The sequence below is a fragment of the Paenarthrobacter sp. Z7-10 genome, assembly GCF_026932795.1.
In the GTDB taxonomy this organism is placed as follows: Bacteria; Actinomycetota; Actinomycetes; order Actinomycetales; family Micrococcaceae; genus Arthrobacter_M.
In genome coordinates this window covers 1-17,220 of the sequence record NZ_JADPVH010000073.1, presented here as the reverse complement: position 1 = coordinate 17,220, position 17,220 = coordinate 1, and the positions used below count along the sequence as shown (strand labels likewise).

The 17,220-nt window shown below is 62.0% G+C and carries 16 protein-coding genes and 2 pseudogenes; 6 read left to right on the top strand and 12 right to left on the bottom strand.

Features of this window, described 5'->3' with window-relative positions; all coding sequences use genetic code 11:
* Window positions 1-215 precede the first annotated feature (215 nt).
* Window positions 216-584, top strand: coding sequence for a hypothetical protein (locus IV498_RS16810; protein ID WP_269048239.1), 369 nt, complete (start codon window positions 216-218; stop codon window positions 582-584).
* Between the two features lie 442 nt (window positions 585-1,026).
* Window positions 1,027-1,170 carry an HNH endonuclease gene (locus IV498_RS19135; protein WP_442951372.1) on the top strand — a complete coding sequence of 48 codons (144 nt, stop codon included), beginning with the start codon at window positions 1,027-1,029 and terminating at the stop codon, window positions 1,168-1,170.
* A 303-nt stretch (window positions 1,171-1,473) separates the two neighbouring features.
* Here the strand turns inward: IV498_RS19135 and IV498_RS16800 are convergent, their stop codons facing one another.
* The 5 genes and pseudogenes from IV498_RS16800 to IV498_RS19130 form a co-directional block, all read right to left on the bottom strand.
* Entirely contained in the window at window positions 1,474-1,911 is a 438-nt protein-coding gene (locus IV498_RS16800; RefSeq protein ID WP_269048237.1) for a hypothetical protein, read from the bottom strand.
* Window positions 1,912-2,235: 324 nt separating this feature from the next.
* Window positions 2,236-2,619, bottom strand: a complete 384-nt coding sequence (locus IV498_RS16795; protein ID WP_269048236.1) for a hypothetical protein — start codon at window positions 2,617-2,619, stop codon at window positions 2,236-2,238.
* A gap of 526 nt (window positions 2,620-3,145) precedes the next feature.
* Entirely contained in the window at window positions 3,146-4,078 is a 933-nt protein-coding gene (locus IV498_RS16790) for a tyrosine-type recombinase/integrase (RefSeq protein WP_269048235.1), read from the bottom strand.
* The gene (locus IV498_RS16785; RefSeq protein ID WP_269048234.1) at window positions 4,075-5,298 is read right to left on the bottom strand and encodes a tyrosine-type recombinase/integrase; all 1,224 of its coding nucleotides are present in this window, start codon (window positions 5,296-5,298) and stop codon (window positions 4,075-4,077) included. Before IV498_RS16785 ends, IV498_RS16790 begins: the two co-directional genes overlap by 4 nt.
* A 137-nt stretch (window positions 5,299-5,435) precedes the next feature.
* Window positions 5,436-6,205: pseudogene (locus IV498_RS19130) on the bottom strand (IS3-like element ISAar46 family transposase); the annotation flags it as partial.
* A gap of 662 nt (window positions 6,206-6,867) precedes the next feature.
* Between IV498_RS19130 and IV498_RS19125 the strand changes: the two are divergent.
* Entirely contained in the window at window positions 6,868-7,164 is a 297-nt protein-coding gene (locus IV498_RS19125; protein ID WP_442951373.1) for a transposase, read from the top strand.
* A 298-nt stretch (window positions 7,165-7,462) separates the two neighbouring features.
* Here IV498_RS19125 and IV498_RS16770 read toward each other — a convergent pair.
* From IV498_RS16770 to IV498_RS16760, 3 genes and pseudogenes are all read right to left on the bottom strand, one after another.
* Window positions 7,463-8,237: pseudogene (locus tag IV498_RS16770) on the bottom strand (SDR family NAD(P)-dependent oxidoreductase).
* 65 nt (window positions 8,238-8,302) lie between these two features.
* Window positions 8,303-9,619: an MFS transporter gene (locus IV498_RS16765; protein WP_269048232.1), complete on the bottom strand. Its 1,317-nt coding sequence runs from the start codon at window positions 9,617-9,619 to the stop codon at window positions 8,303-8,305.
* An 80-nt stretch (window positions 9,620-9,699) separates the two neighbouring features.
* Window positions 9,700-10,524, bottom strand: coding sequence for a cyclase family protein (locus IV498_RS16760; RefSeq protein WP_269048231.1), 825 nt, complete (start codon window positions 10,522-10,524; stop codon window positions 9,700-9,702).
* A gap of 544 nt (window positions 10,525-11,068) precedes the next feature.
* Here IV498_RS16760 and IV498_RS16755 point away from each other — a divergent pair.
* Window positions 11,069-11,383 carry a ferritin family protein gene (locus IV498_RS16755; RefSeq protein ID WP_269048230.1) on the top strand — a complete coding sequence of 105 codons (315 nt, stop codon included), beginning with the start codon at window positions 11,069-11,071 and terminating at the stop codon, window positions 11,381-11,383.
* A 189-nt stretch (window positions 11,384-11,572) separates the two neighbouring features.
* Complete coding sequence (ctaD, locus tag IV498_RS16750) at window positions 11,573-13,303, top strand: aa3-type cytochrome oxidase subunit I (protein WP_269048229.1); 1,731 nt, start codon at window positions 11,573-11,575, stop codon at window positions 13,301-13,303.
* Between the two features lie 415 nt (window positions 13,304-13,718).
* Here the strand turns inward: ctaD and IV498_RS16745 are convergent, their stop codons facing one another.
* The 4 genes from IV498_RS16745 to IV498_RS16730 form a co-directional block, all read right to left on the bottom strand.
* The gene (locus IV498_RS16745; protein ID WP_269048228.1) at window positions 13,719-14,255 is read right to left on the bottom strand and encodes a DUF421 domain-containing protein; all 537 of its coding nucleotides are present in this window, start codon (window positions 14,253-14,255) and stop codon (window positions 13,719-13,721) included.
* A 152-nt stretch (window positions 14,256-14,407) separates the two neighbouring features.
* Window positions 14,408-14,899 carry a MaoC family dehydratase gene (locus IV498_RS16740; RefSeq protein ID WP_269048227.1) on the bottom strand — a complete coding sequence of 164 codons (492 nt, stop codon included), beginning with the start codon at window positions 14,897-14,899 and terminating at the stop codon, window positions 14,408-14,410.
* A gap of 247 nt (window positions 14,900-15,146) precedes the next feature.
* The gene (locus IV498_RS16735; RefSeq protein ID WP_269048226.1) at window positions 15,147-15,299 is read right to left on the bottom strand and encodes a hypothetical protein; all 153 of its coding nucleotides are present in this window, start codon (window positions 15,297-15,299) and stop codon (window positions 15,147-15,149) included.
* A 250-nt stretch (window positions 15,300-15,549) separates the two neighbouring features.
* Window positions 15,550-16,872, bottom strand: coding sequence for an MFS transporter (locus IV498_RS16730; protein ID WP_269048225.1), 1,323 nt, complete (start codon window positions 16,870-16,872; stop codon window positions 15,550-15,552).
* Between the two features lie 67 nt (window positions 16,873-16,939).
* Here IV498_RS16730 and IV498_RS16725 point away from each other — a divergent pair.
* The coding region (locus IV498_RS16725; RefSeq protein ID WP_269048224.1) for a YraN family protein at window positions 16,940-17,220 on the top strand (281 nt) is incomplete at its 3' end.

Genomic DNA, 17,220 nt, shown 5'->3' with positions numbered 1-17,220 from the left:
CCACACGCGCAACCGCTGATTCATCAAAAAGACCGTCCTGGGCGCCACTATCCATACCCCAATTCTCCCAGCCACACCCACCAGAGCCAGGTTATTCTTTCGGCGTTTTAAAAACAGCGGCCCACGATTATTGACCCATGCACCTAGGGGAACATTTGGCGTCGTCACTGGCTATTGCTCGTTGTACTACCCCCGCTGCCCGGACTGGGTAAAAAATGCTGCCAACGCCGGATGATGGATCCGCCATCCTGCCCGCCAATCTGATCGTCGTAGGACAGGCAGTAGCCCACCGCATACCCGGTGACATCGCCTTGGAACCCGACGAGGTACAGTCGGGTCACCCGGCCTTCCTTTACCACGGACATCCAGGACACATCACTGACCCAACACCGCAGCACATACTCGTTGACTGGGCAGGGCTGGAAGAGAGCCCTTGGAGCTACGCCTACGGAATCAGTGTCCCTATCCTCGGCGGGCCGTGCGATGGCTTAACCGCCATCAGCGAGGCGGAGTTTCGCCGGCGCGCACAGCGTCTGGCAGACGGCCTGGCACCAACACCGGACGAAAATGACTTAGAAAACTAGCGAGACGAAGCTAGCCGAAGCCCCCACCGTGGCTGGACGGTTGCTCGAGCATGCCAGGCAAAGGCAACGTCGCCACACCCATTGAGTCACCATGTGAGCGAACCGCATTCCTAGCAAATCTGGGTCAACTAGGGGTCTTGTGGTCGCTTAGGCGCGTCAGTGGCCGACTACTATGAACACGGTGCCCGCCCCCTCAGGTCGAACGTTGTAACGATGGGGCGGGACGCCGTTTTGTTTTTGCTAGGTCGCTGATAAATCCTCCCTCAAGGTTCTGCGCGTCCGAACCTGTTTCGAGGGAAATTGTCAGTAGCATCACAACAGGCTGAAGAATTAGCAGACCCATCGGCTCCCTTGCCTCAATTTTTCATGGGGCGGGGGTTTTAGCGGGGCCAGGGCTTACCGGCTGCCTGACTGTTCAGATTTTTGCAAGCAGCAGAAGGGTATGTGCCCCGGCTGCGGTGAGCACTTCGAGATCGAGGGCATGCAGGCCGATGATAAGACGCCATGGAGCAAGGGTGGCAAGACGGTCGCAGAGAACTGCGTAATGCTCTGCGCCGCCTGCAACCGCAAGAAGTGGGACATCTAAGGACCGCAGAACATACCACCGGAACTGATGCCGGGTTGTTGAGCAGCCCACAGTCACAATCGGTGCACAAGCACAGGAGCAGTACGTCATCAAATCTGTGACAATGAAGGCCAGTAATCTGAGGCCGAACATGCCCCGGTGGCTCTGCTCATAGATGTCCGCTGAGGGATCCTGTACCGGGCGCCCTGATATCCACTGGCAAGGCAATTGGCTTACCGAGGACGCAGCATTTGGCATCTGCTCCCGCTCATTTGAAACCACGAACGCCGATAGCAGCGCATACGTCCACGGCATGGATCTCTCTTACCAGGTGCGGATTTCCCACGCCTCCGTGACGGCGGCCATCGCAGGTTCCTTGGGCGAGATTTCGACGCCGGCAGTTGCCGTGGCGATCTCCGTCAACCCCAAATCGGTCCGCCGCATCCAATAGGCCCAACAGGTACCGTTGCCTACTCTGGATTTGAATTTGACCCCGGCCAGCTCGCTTCCGTCATCGAGGGTCACGCCACGGAGCCATTGTGCAATACGCGTAGTGACGTTCCGATCGTTCGAGAAGGCAGCTGCCCGGTCGATTTCTTCGTGGCCGGTGAAGGCCATGATGTCGACCGCAGGACCTAACGACAATACGTCCAGGGTGGCCTGCTCGTCCATGTCCACCCACACACCCGCACTCTCCGGAACGTCGATAACGTATTTCAGGCGCGAGTCCCGCCAGGAGAACGGGAGGTGGCCAGGCTGCATGTGACCGAGCCGGGGTAAAGTCGTCCTGGATCTCCTTCATCACCTCCTCCGGGGTAATACCCCAGAGTGCGGCTAGTTTTCCAAGCTTTTTCTTGTGGCTGGGCTTCATACGTGCCCAGGCCAGGCACTCGCGAAACGCCGTTTCCAGCGTGTCCGCGATGTAAATGGTGCGCCCGAGTGTGTCCCAGCGGCTCCAATCGTCACGAGGCTCTCCGTCGTGGCGCTGCACGGGATTCAAGGCGCCGTAGGTGGCTGTGGCTATCCTGGACCCGGAAACCGGCCCGAGGACCAAGGCCAGGCCGGTCGTCCTGCAGATGCGTGGGCTCAACCGGAAAAGCCCCCGGTGAGCATGGCGTTCGCTGCTACGCGGACCTCCTTGAAGCGGCCTTCCATGATGGCCTCAACGGGTGAGTCCTCATCCAACCAAGGGTTCGAGCCAATGAACCACAGCCGGGCCACATGCTCGCCGTGCGCATCCGAAAGCTCCGTCCACAACCGGATCGCTGACATGAGCCGGCGAACGGCGGCCGCGTTCGGTTCGGGTCCATCTTCCTTCGCCCATTTGTGGGAGATGCGACGGTCCTTGCTGCCGGTCAGCCCTGCGACCAAGGTCGGCCCGAGACCAGTGTTGAGCCGGCGAACGATCTCCCGTATGCCCAGTTCATTGGTGCGGACAGCCGCCGTTCCCACGGTTGCGTCGATTGACATTTTACGGCTCCTCGATTGTTTATCTACAACAAGACTACTTCCAAGTGAAATCAGATGCCACACAAACGCTACATGAAGTTAGATGAGCCCCCGAGGAAGCAGGCTTCGAACCGGATTCGAACGAAATTGTCCACCAGGGCCGCCACCGTCCCGGCGCGGTTCTTCGAATCCCGCCCTCACGGACATTCATTTCCCTGCCTCAATTTTCCCGCTGTACTGACGACACTGCGGTGCTATCGGGTTTATCTCAAAACCCTCGCCCACTAGTGGCCAGTAAATTCCAAGGCAGACCCCGTCCTGACGGAGGGCGATTCCTCACGCTGACGTCTGGTTGGGGTGTACCTCAACTGGACGTCAGGCATGATGCCTTCTCGCCTGTCAGAATGAAGTCCTTTTTCGATTCATTGACAGGTGTTGTCGCGGGTCTCGGATTTCATCGTGACAGTTTCAATTCTGAGGGACTGTGAACGGCGCTGGGTGACCAGCCGGTCGGTGAAGAACGCTTGCAACAGCGGAGCGAGAGAGGTCATGACCCCACCTGCTCCCGGGTGTTCGCGGCATCAAGGCGTGCGGCAGCGTGAGCGAGCAGTTCGGGAACGGCGCTCAGATACCAGTAGGTATTCGCCGGATCGGAATGGCCTAGATAGATCGATAGGGCAGGCATCTTCGCGGCAACATTGGCGCCGTCGCGATACCAGCCCAGCAGTGTGTTCACCGCGAACGTGTGGCGCAGGTCGTGCATCCGAGGCTGCCGCGTCGCAGTGCGTAATCCTGCGGCAGTAGAAGCGTGCACCCAGTTATCGCGAACGGTCGCGTATTTCAACCGTTTGCCGTCTGCGTCGGTGAAGAACGCCGGCCTGCGATCGTGGTGCTGGTCCTCGCTCCAGTGCGCATAGCGTTCGAGAGCGGCAGTGGCGCTCGGGTGGAGCGGGACCAGCCGTGGGTCGCGGCCCTTGCCTCGACTGATCAGCAGCACTCCGGCATCCAAATCGGTGGTGTCCCGGTCCAGTGCGAGGGCCTCACCGACCCGTAAACCCGTGGCCGCCAGCAGCGCGAACAACACCGGGTAAGTCTGCGCCCGGCTACCGCCCTCCAAGGCGGCGGCGCGGATCACCGCCGTGATTTCAGCAGATGTATAAATGTAGGGAGCCTGACGATGCGTGGGGCCGGCGAAGACCCCGCGTGGCGGAACCTCGTGGATCGGGTTCAGCGCGTGCATGTAGACGGCGAGCCCGCGGACGGCGGTCATCCGCCTCGACGCGCGCGTCAGCGGCCTGGTCGCCACGCCCTCCGGGAGAGAGCTGCACCAGTTGATGGCCTCCGTGACGGTGATTATCTCGACGCCCACGGCCGTGAGGTGTGTGGCGAACTGGTGCAGCAGGTGTTCAGACCAGGCCAGGCGTGCGCCGAGCTGGCGGCGCAGACGCAGATAATCGGTGACGTTCTCGTCCCAGGTCATGACAGTTCACCCCCGGCCGGCCAGGGCCGGGCCAGCTGTCGTAGCCGGACCACGTCCACCCGGGCGTAGTTCGTCGTCGTCGCGGGATCGTCGTGGCGGAGTACTTGCCCGATCGCGGCCAACGGCACTTCGGCGGCAACCATCGCCTCGGCCAAACTGTGGCGCAGCTGGTGGGGCCCGAATTTCTCCAAGTGCGCGCGGGTGCAGGCACGGGTCACGATCCCCCAAACCCCCGGGGAGCTCAGCGGTCGTCGCGGAGCACGGACGGTGCAGAACACTTCCCGCAAGTCCGCATCGGCCGGACGGGCATCCATCAGATAGTCCACCACCGCGGCGCCCACCTCAGCTGGCAGCGGAAGGCACTCGTGTTGCGCGCCCTTGCCACGGATGAGGACCTCCCCGTGGCGCCAGTGAATATCTTCCAACTGCATTCCGGCGACTTCCCCGGCGCGCAGGCCAAGCCGGGCCAGCAGGAGGATTACCGCATATTCACGCCGCCCCACCGCTGTGCTCCGGTCACAGCCCTGCAGGAGAGTGTCGATCTGTTCCGCGCTGGCGCCCAGCGGAAGAAGGGAGGGCAACGGTTCTCGGATCACTAGCGTCGCACCGGTCAGATCACGGTTGAGCTCGCCGGTGATGAAACAGAACCGCAGGAAGGCCCGCAGCGCATAGCCGAACTTCTTCACCGACGCCGGCGCCCGCCCCACTCCCTCCTCAAGCAACGCGCGGGTGACGTCGGCACCGCTCAACCCGGCAAACCCCTCGGACGGACAATGCGTCTCCAGGAACCGGCGGACCCGAACCACATAAGCTGACGTCGTGCGCGCCCCGATACGACGCTCCGTCAGAAGGTAGCGCTCGAACCGGACCAGCACCGTCGGATCCTCCGGCGGCCGGGGAGGACACGCAGCCTCCGCAGTGATCATCCCTGACTCCGCCAGCCAGCCCAGCAGCGGGCGCAGCGCCCTACCGGTGAACAACGCAGTACGTGTCGCTTTGCGTTCGGCGAGGAATGCATCAACCTGCAACACCGTCAGATCGCCAAGACGCATGCTTTCCGCCTCGAGCCAGCGACTCATATGTGCCAGCAGATAGAACTGATTCACAATCGATGTCGGGGTGAATCCCAGCCGCAATAGCTCGGCCTCAAATCCCTCGGCGTGTTTCTTCAGCGGACCGTGGATCTGGACCTGGCCCGCTCGCCTCGTTGCTGTCATCATGTGCTCCTCGTCTGCTCAATCGTTGAGAAGACAAGCCGATCACCACAGAGTGATTATGCCGAGCTTTTTGTTCCTCCCACCGCCTGGAAACTGGGATCGCAGACCAACATCGGCATAACCACAACGTCGGCATAACACGTATAAACCTGCCCGGGGCCGGTGGCGACCAGCTCCGGAACCGTTCGGGGCGGGTGGGTGGCCAGCCGCCGGCGTTCCTTCACCTGCTCGTTCTCCTCCAGCACCCGGTAAAACGTCGACAGTGATCCCAGATAGATCCCCGCATCCAGCAGCTTCGTATAGACCTGCATGGGGGCCAGATCCACGAACTCGGGCGAGTTCAGCGCTGCCAGGATTGCTGCCCGCTCGGCGGCACTGAGCTTATTCTTCGGCACCACCGCTACCCGGTCCCGTGACCGGGCGGGTTTACGGTTGGCAGTAGTGCGGGAAACGCCGGTCAGGGCGGCAGCTTCCCGTGCGGGGATCTTCAATTCCAGCATGCCGCGATAGGTGGCCATCAGCGTTTCTTGGACCGGGGCTCGTCCGGCATATTCTGTGAGGCGTTCTCTAAGAACGCCTGCAGTTTTCCCATCAGATCCAGAGCTGCCTCGGTCTTCTCCAACCGGCCCTGCGTCACCTCTAACTGGCGGCGCAAACGCGCGGTCTCGGCCTGATCCTTGGATAGTTTCCCAATCGATTCCCCGGCTTTCTTCCCCTGCAGAACACCGGCGTCTCGCTGCCTGCGCCACTCGGTCATTTGGGAGGAATACAGTCCCTCCCTGCGCAAGAAAGCACCGCCCTCATTGCTTTGGCAAGCGGTCTCATACGAGGTCAAAAACTCAAGCTTCTGCGACGGGGTGAACGACCTGCGAGGGGCCGGTCCACCGGCACGCGGTCCGGTGCTACTCATAGGACCATCTTCGCGTACCGCATTCAAAACTGGACTGGACATGATTTTTGGATTCCTGGTTCTCGCCCCACGCGATCAAATGGACTTGCTATGAGCCCTTGGTACCGTTCCAGCCTGACACATAGGGCTAAGGGCAAAAGCACTCATGGCCGCGGAGTCCTTTAGTGCCTTCGTACTGCTGGCTCTGGTCATCGCCCGCGCAGTGTCACTGATCAAGTGAGGTCAATACGCTACTGTAACTGCGCATCGAGGCTCTTTCTCGGAGATGATACTGGGTGGATATGTATCCGTGCCGCCGCGCCGGCACGCGCCCGTAAAATTTTCGGCATCAAAGCAGGGGTAAAAATTACCGCAGGGTTTCCCGTCATCCGTGCCTGCGTAGAGCGTTGCATCGCCTTCGATACCTCCGACAGCGGCAACCACAGCTCCCATAAAAACAGAAGGCCCGGCACCTCCTGCGCCCTGTCCCAGGACCGGCGCATCCGGAAAAAGGACGTCTGTGCCGGGGCCAAAGGCCCTGCAGTGCCGCCTCCGGGAAGAAGGCCACAGGCCAGCATCACGTCGGCGCTTGCGGGACCGCCCGGCAAAAATGGCCGCTCCGGACGGGGCGGGACGGAATCATCGCCTAAGCGCGCTGGCCCGGGCCGTGAACCGGCGCTGCTATCCTCTGCAGAGACGGGCCGCTCAGCGCCGCCACCGTCCTGGTCGCTGCCGGCGGCAACCCCGAACGGCTCGCATCGAAAGCGTCCTTCACCTCGCTGAGCGGCGCCGCATCAATCCCGGCATCCTCCGGGCAACCCGTCTGCCACCGCCTCTCCCACGGTGGGAACCGGCACCCGAATAACGTCCTGCACCGACGGTGCTGCTGCGCATGCGCCACCGCGAACCCCGCACGGTGGCGTATCTCGAACTCTGCGGCCCCGAATGACTCACCGACGGAGACATCATCCGCTGCCTGAAACGACATATCGCGAATGAGATCTATGCCGGGCTGATCAACCCTGACGCGGACGAGTCCACCGGTCAGCAGCTACGCGCCATATCAGGACCGTCGGTATTTGGAAGGTGAAGGCCATGAGCTTCACGTTGGTCTTGGCGAGGGCCTCATCCGACACGAATCAAAGGCGTCGTGAAGGTGAGGCCCCGGATGGACGGGCGGCCACACGTGGTGTTTCAGCGTACAGGCGCCCTGGACCGCCATGCTGGTCCCTTGATTGGTGTGTGTCACGAAACGATCCGGTCCGAAAACGTTGCGGGTCAGGAGACCTGCAGGCCGCCGTTGATGTCATACGTCGCCGCGGTAATGTAGCCGGCGTCCTTACCGAGCAGGAAGGCGATCAGCGCGCCGATCTCGTCGCGGGTCCCCAAGCGCGCCATCATCACACCCTCGGACATCTGCTTCTTGCGCTCTTCGGTGAGGGTGCCGCCCATGATGTCTGTGTCGACGGGGCCCGGGGCCACGGCGTTGATCGTGATGCCTAATTCTCCGACCTCGCGGGCGAGGGCGCGGGTGAAGCCGATGATTCCCGCCTTCGAGGCGCTGTAGGCGACCTTCGAGTAGGTGCCGCCGCCGCGCTGGGCGGAGATGGAGGAGACGCTGACGATGCCCGAGGCGGCGTTCGATCATGCCTTTCAGCACCCGCTGGGAGACGAGGAAGGTGCCGTGCATGTTCACGGCAAATACCCTGTCCCACTCCTGGACGGTCGTTTCCATGAAAGCAGTGGGGGAGCTGATGCCAACGATGTTGGCGAGGGCGACGATGGGCGGGAGCTTCTCCTCGACTCTGGTGATGGCGGCGTCGACGGCGTCCTGGTCGGAGATGTCAGCGCCGATGCCGATCGTACCGACGTTGTGGCGGTCGGCGATCTCGGCGGCCGCCTTCGCGGCATCCGCCTCGTTGATGTCGAGAATCGCGACGCACCAGTCCTGGCTGGCGAGTCTCTGGGCGGTTGCGCGTCCGATGCCGCGCTCGGATGCCGCACCGGTGAGTACCGCGGTGCGTTCGACGGGGAAGTCAATGGGCTCGGTCATGATGCTCCTTGCGCGGGATTAGGACGAGGGCTGACGGTGACGCCTGAGGTTCAGCGGGTGGCTGGCTAGACGAGGATTTCCTCCAGTTTCTGACCTGGTTTGATGTTGGGCAGGAAAAACGTGCTGATGCCTTGGCAGACGCCGAGGCCGACGGCGATCACGAGCCAGGTGATGGTGAGAGTGGAGAGATCGTTCAGGAGGGTCCACAGGAGGCTGCCGAGCATCAGACCGCCGACGAACATGGCGCCCATCCAGCCCACGGCTGGCGCTCGAACCCGGGTGGGGAAGCACTCGGCCTGGTAGGAGTAGCCCGCTCCCGACCAGGTGCCATTCGTGGCCTGGTAGATGAGGAAGAAGACGACCGCGACCGCCACGTGGTTGCTGACGAGCAGCACTATGAGGTTCAGTGGGCCCACGAGCGCGCCGGAGACGACGAGCACGTTCCTGCGGCCGTACTTTTCGCCGAGGGCGCCGCCCAGAATGTAGAAGAAGAAGCCGATGCCGCCGCAGAACAGCAGCAGTAAGGCAGCCTCGCCGGGGGTCCAGCCCTTGGCGGTCGTCAGCCAGTAGACGATGAAGAGGTTCGTGGCTACATAGGCGGTCGAGTAGAACAGCCATGCGATCGTGAGTCTGATGAGCGTGGAGCGGACGGGCCCGGGGGTGGCGAACATCTGCCGCACGGATCCCTTCTTCATGTCGGCCACATCCATCGGTCGGTCCGCCCTCAGGCGGGCGACTCCCTTCTGGTCGTCGGCGGCGATCGCCTCCCGCATGGCCTTAAGGTGCAGGAACCGGTCGGATTCGCGGATTTTCATGCGCCCGATCGCGACGAGGATCAGCGGAATCACCCCGAACAGGTAGACGGTGCGCCAGCCAAGGCCCCCCACGAGAAGGAACAGCCCGGAGGCCATGAACACCCCGATCGGCCAGCCGCCCTGCACTATGGAGTAGAGCAGCCCCCGGCGCTTGCCTGGTACCTGCTCGTTGACGAGGGTGACAGAGACGGCCAGTTCCGCCTGGGCGAACCCGGATGCCAGCGCACGTACAAGAGCGAGCTGCCAGAATTCCTGCACGAAGAAGGTCAGGCCGGTGAAGATCGCCGCCATCATGAGGCAGAAGACCCACATCCACTTGCGGCCCTTGCGATCCATGCCCCAGCCCACGAAGAGTGCCATCACGAACTCCGCGCCGAACACGATGAAACCCAGCACGCCGAGCACGCCCGCCGAGAGATGGAATTCCTTTGCGATGGCTGGCATCGTGAGCGTGAGAAGGTTCGAGTCGTACGACGACAGGGACCAGCCGAGCACGGCAATGACGATCAGGTAGATGACGTAACGGCGGTCTTTTTCCTCCTGCGTCGCCAGTTCTTGTTGACTCACGGTTCAGCCTCTCTAGGAGTTTCCGCCCTTGTGATGAAGTGGATGTTCACAACCGTTTCTCGCCGGCCGCGCCCGTCAGGTTAGCTGCCCGGGGCATCTGGCACCCAAGCAAAAGCGCGCCCGGGCGCTCCGGTGCCGCGTGCGACCTTGAGCGGCGCGAAGCAGAAGAGAGCGCCGCGTACGGGCAGTTGGTGCAGGTGCCCGAGCGCCTCGATGAACGCGACCCTGGCGCCGAGGGCAAGGTGGTGCACGGCCGCGCCGTCATGGCTGGAGCCCATGCTCGCGCCGTCCGTTCCCACGCAGGTGACCCCGCGATCCATCAGCAGCTGCATCGCTCCGGCGTCCGGAGCGGGCCAGCCCGCGCTGGTGCCGGTGACGAGGGGGTGGTGGCTGTAGGCGAGACCGGCCGCGCCGGCAACGTAGTGCCTGTCCCAGCCAGTGCGGAATAGCACGATGTCACCGGCCGTGAAAGCGCCATTGTCCCGCTCCCAGTCGGCAAGGGACTCGGCCGTGATGATCGGCGAGACCCCGGGGGCGGAGCCCGGGAGGTCCTTAGAGATGTCGACCACCACGGCGGGACCTATCAACTGCGCCAGGGGGATCTGCTCGACAGTGATCGTTCCGATTTGCGACGCTTTCGGCAGTCCGGTCTTGGGTTCGGGGATGAAGTGGGCGGGGGCGTCCACATGGGTGCCGGTGTGCTCGTCGATCAGCAGCCACCGCGTCTGGTACGGGCCGATCTCGCTCTTCAGCGGCGATACCTGATCATCCCGGGAAACGAAGTAGTTAAACGTCTTCTGCTGATACGGCATGTGCTTAGCCCACGCCGCGGGCAACTCCTCCGCGAGCAACAGGGTGAGGTCCACAACACGACGGTCGAGGAACGTTTTCGTCTGCTCGCTCATGGAGACTCCTAAGTCCCGTCCGGGCCTGCCCGTCCACGCCGCCCCTGCCCATAAGTACAAACGCGGGAAGAGATCATAAGTCGATCTTTCGCCAGAGGCTAACAAAACACTGAACAGCCGTCAAGGATACGACTAGACCCATCAATGATGCCCGCGCAGCGGCTCTCGAAGAATCATTTGGTAGTGCCCGCGTAGCAGCGGGTCGGCCGGTTTGGCGTCTGCCGGTCCGACATTGTGAGCCATGGAGCTTTCGATGAGCCAGCGCAGAGCCGTCACGAAAACCACCGCCGTTCGATTTGCCCGGTCTGACCGTGCTGCCAAGACGCTCATCCTGGATGAGTTGTGCGCCCTGACGCGGTGGCACCGGCACCACGCCCGGAAAGTGTTGAGGCAGGCACATCAGTTGATTCCACGAATCAACCCAAGCGGGCATCGTGACGGTGATGAGGCACCACGAGGTATTGACATGAGGCAACGGGGAACGTTGAGTGGGTATGCGGGCCCGCAGCGAGCGTTGCCCCATTTTTGAACTGAAGGAGCTGTCATGCCAACGGACCAGTACCACGAGCCGCCCGAGGAGTTGTCGGCAGAGACGCGCACGTTCGCCAGGATGTGCGCGTCCCTCTCGGAGGAGGCTGAGGCCATCGGCTGGTATGAGCAGCGGATCTCGGTTGAACCGGACGAGGCGGCCAAAAGCATTATGGTGGATTCGCTGGGGGAAGAGTATAAGCACTTCAGCATGGAGCTCGAGTTCTTGTTGCGCAAGAAGCCGAAGTGGCGCGAGATCGCGCAGGGCATACTCTTTCAGGAGGGAAGTATCGTGAAGCACGGCGAGAGCGCGGAGTCAGCCGCCGACTGATACCGCTGACCATCAGCTTCAGCTCCCCCGTGCGTAAAGAAACTACGGCCACCGCGTGAAGTGGAACTGGGAGGTATCGGCTCTTCCGTGCGGAGCAGGAGCGGGCGTAGCGTGGGCGGTAGCAACCATTAATCCCGCCCCGGCCTGACCCCGTGGCGGAGCAGTGCCCAAGTTGTGGAGGATCGTGCCATGGCTGTTCCCTATAGGACGGAATACAGCTCCGGGACCCCGGAAGGCTATGTTCCGTTGGTGGTGCCACGGACCAAGGGCCGGATCGTGGTGGGCTGGCTGACGAGCACGGATCATAAAACGATCGGGTACCTGTATCTGATCACGTCCTTCATTTTCTTTTGCCTGGGCGGGGTGATGGCGCTGCTGATGCGTGCCGAGCTCTTCGCACCGGGCATGCAGATCCTAGCGACGAAGGAGCAGTACAACCAGCTGTTCACCATGCACGGGACGATCATGCTGCTGCTGTTCGCGACGCCGTTGTTCGCCGGCTTCGCGAACGTCATCATGCCGCTGCAGATCGGGGCCCCGGATGTGGCCTTTCCCCGGCTGAACGCGTTCGCGTACTGGCTCTACCTTTTCGGAGCGATAATCGTCACTGCAGGATTCCTGAGCCCGCAGGGCGCCGCTTCCTTTGGCTGGACTGCGTACGCGCCCTTGGATAACACAACCTATACACCGGGTGTTGGCGGGGATCTCTGGGTTTTCGGGCTGGCCCTGGCAGGGTTCGGGACCATCCTCGGGTCGGTGAACTTCATTACCACGATCATCTGTCTGCGTGCGCCGGGGATGACGATGTGGCGGATGCCGATTTTCACGTGGAACACCCTGATCACGGCCATTCTGGTCATCATGGCGTTCCCGCCGCTGGCAGCAGCCCTTTTCGCACTTGGAGCGGATCGGCGCTTCGGGGCTCACATCTTTGATCCGGCCAACGGCGGCCCGATTCTGTGGCAGCACCTGTTTTGGTTCTTCGGCCACCCGGAGGTGTACATCATCGCGCTGCCGTTCTTCGGCATCGTGACGGAAATTTTCCCCGTCTTCAGCCGTAAACCGGTCTTTGGCTACAAGGGCTTGGTGTTCGCCACCATTTCCATTGCTGCGCTGTCGGTGACGGTGTGGGCCCACCACATGTACGTCACCGGTTCGGTGGCGCTGCCGTTCTTCTCCTTCATGACCATGCTGATCGCGGTACCGACGGGTGTGAAGTTCTTCAACTGGGTCGGCACGATGTGGGGTGGCTCGCTGACCTTTGAAACACCCATGCTGTGGAGCATCGGCTTCCTGATTACGTTCCTGTTCGGCGGGCTGACAGGGGTCATCCTGGCCTCCCCGCCGCTTGACTTCCACGTCTCCGACACGTATTTCGTGGTCGCGCACTTCCACTACGTGGTGTTTGGCACCGTGGTCTTCGCGATGTTCGCCGGCTTCTACTTTTGGTGGCCCAAATTTACCGGCAAAATGCTCAACGAACGACTGGGCAAAATTCACTTCTGGATGCTCTTCCTGGGCTTCCACGCAACGTTCCTGATCCAGCACTGGCTCGGTGTGCTGGGCATGCCCCGCCGCTACGCGGACTACCTTCCCGAGGACGGTTTCACCTGGATGAACCAGTTTTCCACCATCGGTTCGTTCCTCCTCGGTGCCTCGATGATCCCGTTCTTCTGGAATGTGTACATCACCTGGCGCAGCAATGTCCGGGTCGAAGTCGACGACCCCTGGGGATTTGGTGCCTCGCTGGAATGGGCCACATCCTGCCCGCCGCCGCGGCATAACTTCGTCTCGCTGCCCCGCATCCGGTCCGAACGCCCCGCCCTGGACCTGCATCACCCGGAACTGGCCAGTCTCAAAACAGCCTCCTCGAAGGTTCCGGCCTCCCTCGGGGCGGCCGATAGAGGGGAAGAGCCGTAATGACAGCCGAAAGCAGAATATTTCGCTGGGCCTGACCGTGTTCCTGACGGTCGTGAGAGTCGTTCACGGTTTTGGAGCGGCTTCGGTAAGTGAGTCGACGGAACAGCGTCGACCCCTGCTGGTCGGCGTCACCGGCTGACCGGAAAGGAAAGTCTCCACCTCTGGTAAACAGGCAAACGAATCGACGCACGTCCCCAAGAAAGACCCGACGCCGAAATCTTTGAAGGCACCCAGTGAACCGCGATCCTCCAGCCCGTGGAACTGGTGGCCTGGTGGATCGTGCTAATTGGTTGTGCCCTGGCCGCTGTGGCACTGATAGGCTGCGGACTTGAATTCAGCCCGGCGCGCAAACGCCTGTGAGCCTACCGGAATAATTTGTGCGCAGCGCACGGCAGGGAACCTTCTAGAGGGCGTCTTAGATGGCGTCGCTGTTTTGCTCTATGCCCTGGATGCCTTTCAGGAGCCGGGAGTCGAGCGGGGCACCACGTTTGACGATGCTGACGATACCGGTTCCTTCCAGGACGACGACGGCCACTTCGCTGAGATTCCGGATTCCTCCACTTCGGAGGGCTTCCCACAGTTCCAGTTCGGAAACCCGGGCGCGCTTAAGGTTATCCGTGAGCACGCGCTCCCCTGCGACCAGAAGAATAGGCCGGTCGCGAACCAGGAGCGCGCCGGTCCGTGTCCGGGCCAGCCGTTCGGAGACCCAGCGCACCACCGCCAGCGTGGCGAGGGCGATGACACCGGCCACGAGAGTCGGCGTGTAGCCGGTGATGACTCGGCCTCCTACGGACCCGAGAACGAGCAGGACGGCGACATCGAAAGTAGACATCCGTGCCGCCGCGCGCTGTCCAAGCAGCCTTAAAAGCAGCAGTAATGCCAGGGAGATCCCCACCGCAGACACGACCACGGCCACCGCCTCCAACGGCTGGATTCCGAGCACCTTCCACATGCTTACCCCTCCTTGATGCCTACCCTTCCTTCGACCCGGCCGGCGCAGCGGGCTGCTGACTTCTCCTCTGCCGCGGCCACGTGCCCGTGGTCTCCCGTCGAAGTGGTCAGTCCACTAAGGGCGGATGAGCCCGATGACGGGCGGAACTAAGTTCACTGTCGTCGCCGCAGCATGTTCATGGCTGTCATCGTCAGCACCGGCTCGTCGTCCTGATTGAGCATTTCGACGTTCGTGTGAACGATCCCGCGATCGGGTTTCGACGTGGAAACCCGGGCGCTGACGATCGTGAAGCGCACGGCGAGGGTGTCGCCCGGACGCACCGGGCGGAGCCATCGCAACTCATCGACGCCAGGAGATGCAAGGCTTGCAGCGTCGTTCAGGAATTGGGTCGCGAAGACGCGCATCATGATCGCGGTGGTGTGCCACCCCGAGGCGATCAGCCCGGCGAACGGACCGGACGCGGCAGCGGACGGGTCCGTGTGAATCGTTTGCGGGTCGAACTCACGAGCAAAGCGAAGGACGTCAGACTCGGTTACCAGTTCGTGTCCGTAGCGGACGCTGATACCTGGCCGGTAGTCGTCAAAGAACCGATCATCAACAGGCACCGTGAACGCGGACCACTCCGTGGCAATGCTCTCTTCCATAGCTTCCAGCCTACCGAATGGTGCAGAGCGATCGAAGGTACACCCCGCCCAGGGTGTTGCCTTGCCTTACACAATGTTGCAAGGCAACGCAGGGCAAGGCAGGCAAGGTTCAGTGAGGAGGCTCGTACGTTCTCGCTGTCCCCGTCGTACGCAGCCTTTTCCACGACTGTGGTTTGTGCCGCTTTCAGTTCGCCCCCGCGATCGAGGGAGCACCACGGCCGCCACCGCCGCGCCCCCTCCCCACCCATCACAGCAGCGTTTCAGCACCTGCAGCCGGGGTCACAGGCGGGGTATCGGATCGTGCTGAAAGCACGGAACCGGAGAAGGGTTCCGCGGCCGAGACGCCCGGGGATCCGATGGCACTGGCGGCCACCAGGACAACGGGCAGGCCGATCACCATTTCAACGGGCCACGAATAACCCCAAGGTAACCCGGGCAATCTCGCTCCCGGGGGCGGCGTACCAGTCGTCCCCGGGAGGTACGGTCGCTGTCCGCGCATCGAGTAGTTCTCATGGAAGGCCATCGTTCTCGATATCTTTTCCGGCGCGGGCGCAGCTCATTTTTGTTGAGGGGCTTTTGACCGGCCGAATGACTCGCCCGGTTTTCGGTTCGGTGTCCCGCATCCGGCCACCGAACCGAAACGTGACCGGCTAGTGGGTGGCCGGTGACTGGTGGTGGGCTTTGGGTGTGACTGTGGTGGGTCGGTCGCCTCCGCGGCGCAGGGTGAGCATGACCAGCCCTGCGGCCAGCAGACACGCGGCAAGGAAGATCGACGCGGCGAGGAAGCTGCCGTGGGTGGCGTCCTGAAGGAAGCCACCGACGTAAGGTCCGACGAAACCGCCCAGGTTGCCCACGGCGTTAATGAGTCCCATTGCTGTTCCGGCCACTGCAACAGGCATCGCTCGGGAGGCCGAGGCCCAGAAGGGGCCGTCGTAGGCCAACGCCCCGGCAACGGCGATGCTGATGAAGGCGATGGCCAGGAAGGGCATCGAGTTTCCGGTGGCGACGGAGATAACCAGGGCCACGGCACCGACAGCCATGGACAGCAGCACATGGGTTGAGTAGCGTCCGGATTTGTCGGCTGCTTTGGCGTTGTACCAGAGGGCGAACATGGCCAGGACATACGGGATTGCGGTGACGAAGCCGACTTCGATGGAGGATCCGCCGGTGATTGTTTTGACGACCTTGGGGAGCCAAATGTTGATGCCGTAGAAGCCGATTTGGATCAGGAAGTAGACGAGGGTCAGGCGCCACACGATGCTGTTGGAGAATACGTGGCGGATGCTGGCATGTGCTTGTTGGGGTTCGGCAGCCGCATCGGCTGCGAGGCCGTTCTCGATGTACGCCCGTTCTTCTGCGGTGCACCAGCTGGCGTTCCGGGGGCGGTCGGAGATGAAGATCCACCAGATCGGGGCGGCGATGATGAAGGGGAAGAGTCCTTCAACGATGAACAGGGTCCGCCAGTCGGAGAAGGAAAGGATCCAGCCGGACAGCGGGGCGGTAATGATGGAGGCGATGGCGATGTTCATCATCCAGAAGGCGTAGGCGCGGGCGCGTTCTTTGGCTGGGAACCAGTGGCTGATCAGCACCAGGATGGCGGGCCAGATACCGGCTTCGGCCACGCCGAGGAAGAACCGGACGACGAGCAGTTGCCCAAAATTCTGGACGAACCCGCACAGGACGGCCAGCACGCCCCAGATTAGGATCATGATGCCGACGAACTTCTTGGCGCTCCAGCGCTCGGCAAGGTATCCCCCGGGGATCTGCAGCGTCAGATACCCGATGAAGAAGATACCGGCGGCCAATCCCTGCTGGGCGGCGTCAATGCCCAAGTCTTTATGCAGCCCGTTGAGGGCAAACCCAATGTTGGTACGGTCCATAAACGAAATGATGTACACGATGATGGCCACAGGTATCAGGCGCGTCCACCGTTTCCTGCCCACCGGGAGGGCAGTATGAGCAATATTGGCCACAGCGATTCCTTTCAGATTTCCTATAGGATGCTTGCGACCAAGCTAGGCCGAATGGATCCTGCTGTCAATGGCGAAGGTACACCACAACATTGCGGCTGTTTGGGATCGGCAAATTCTTCAGGCAATCCGTCTGTTCCTGCACCGCGGCCTTGGGGTGGCTGGTTGCGCACATATGTGGTTGTTGATCTTTTACGGATTATGGTGGTGCTCCACGCTGGTGGTGGAGGTGCTCATGAAAGCGAAGGATTTGCTTGGTCGGCGTGGTGAGCTATTGGCCGCTGATTTTCTTGAAGACCGGGGAATTAAGGTGATCGACCGGAACTGGCGCTGTCCCACAGGCGAAATCGA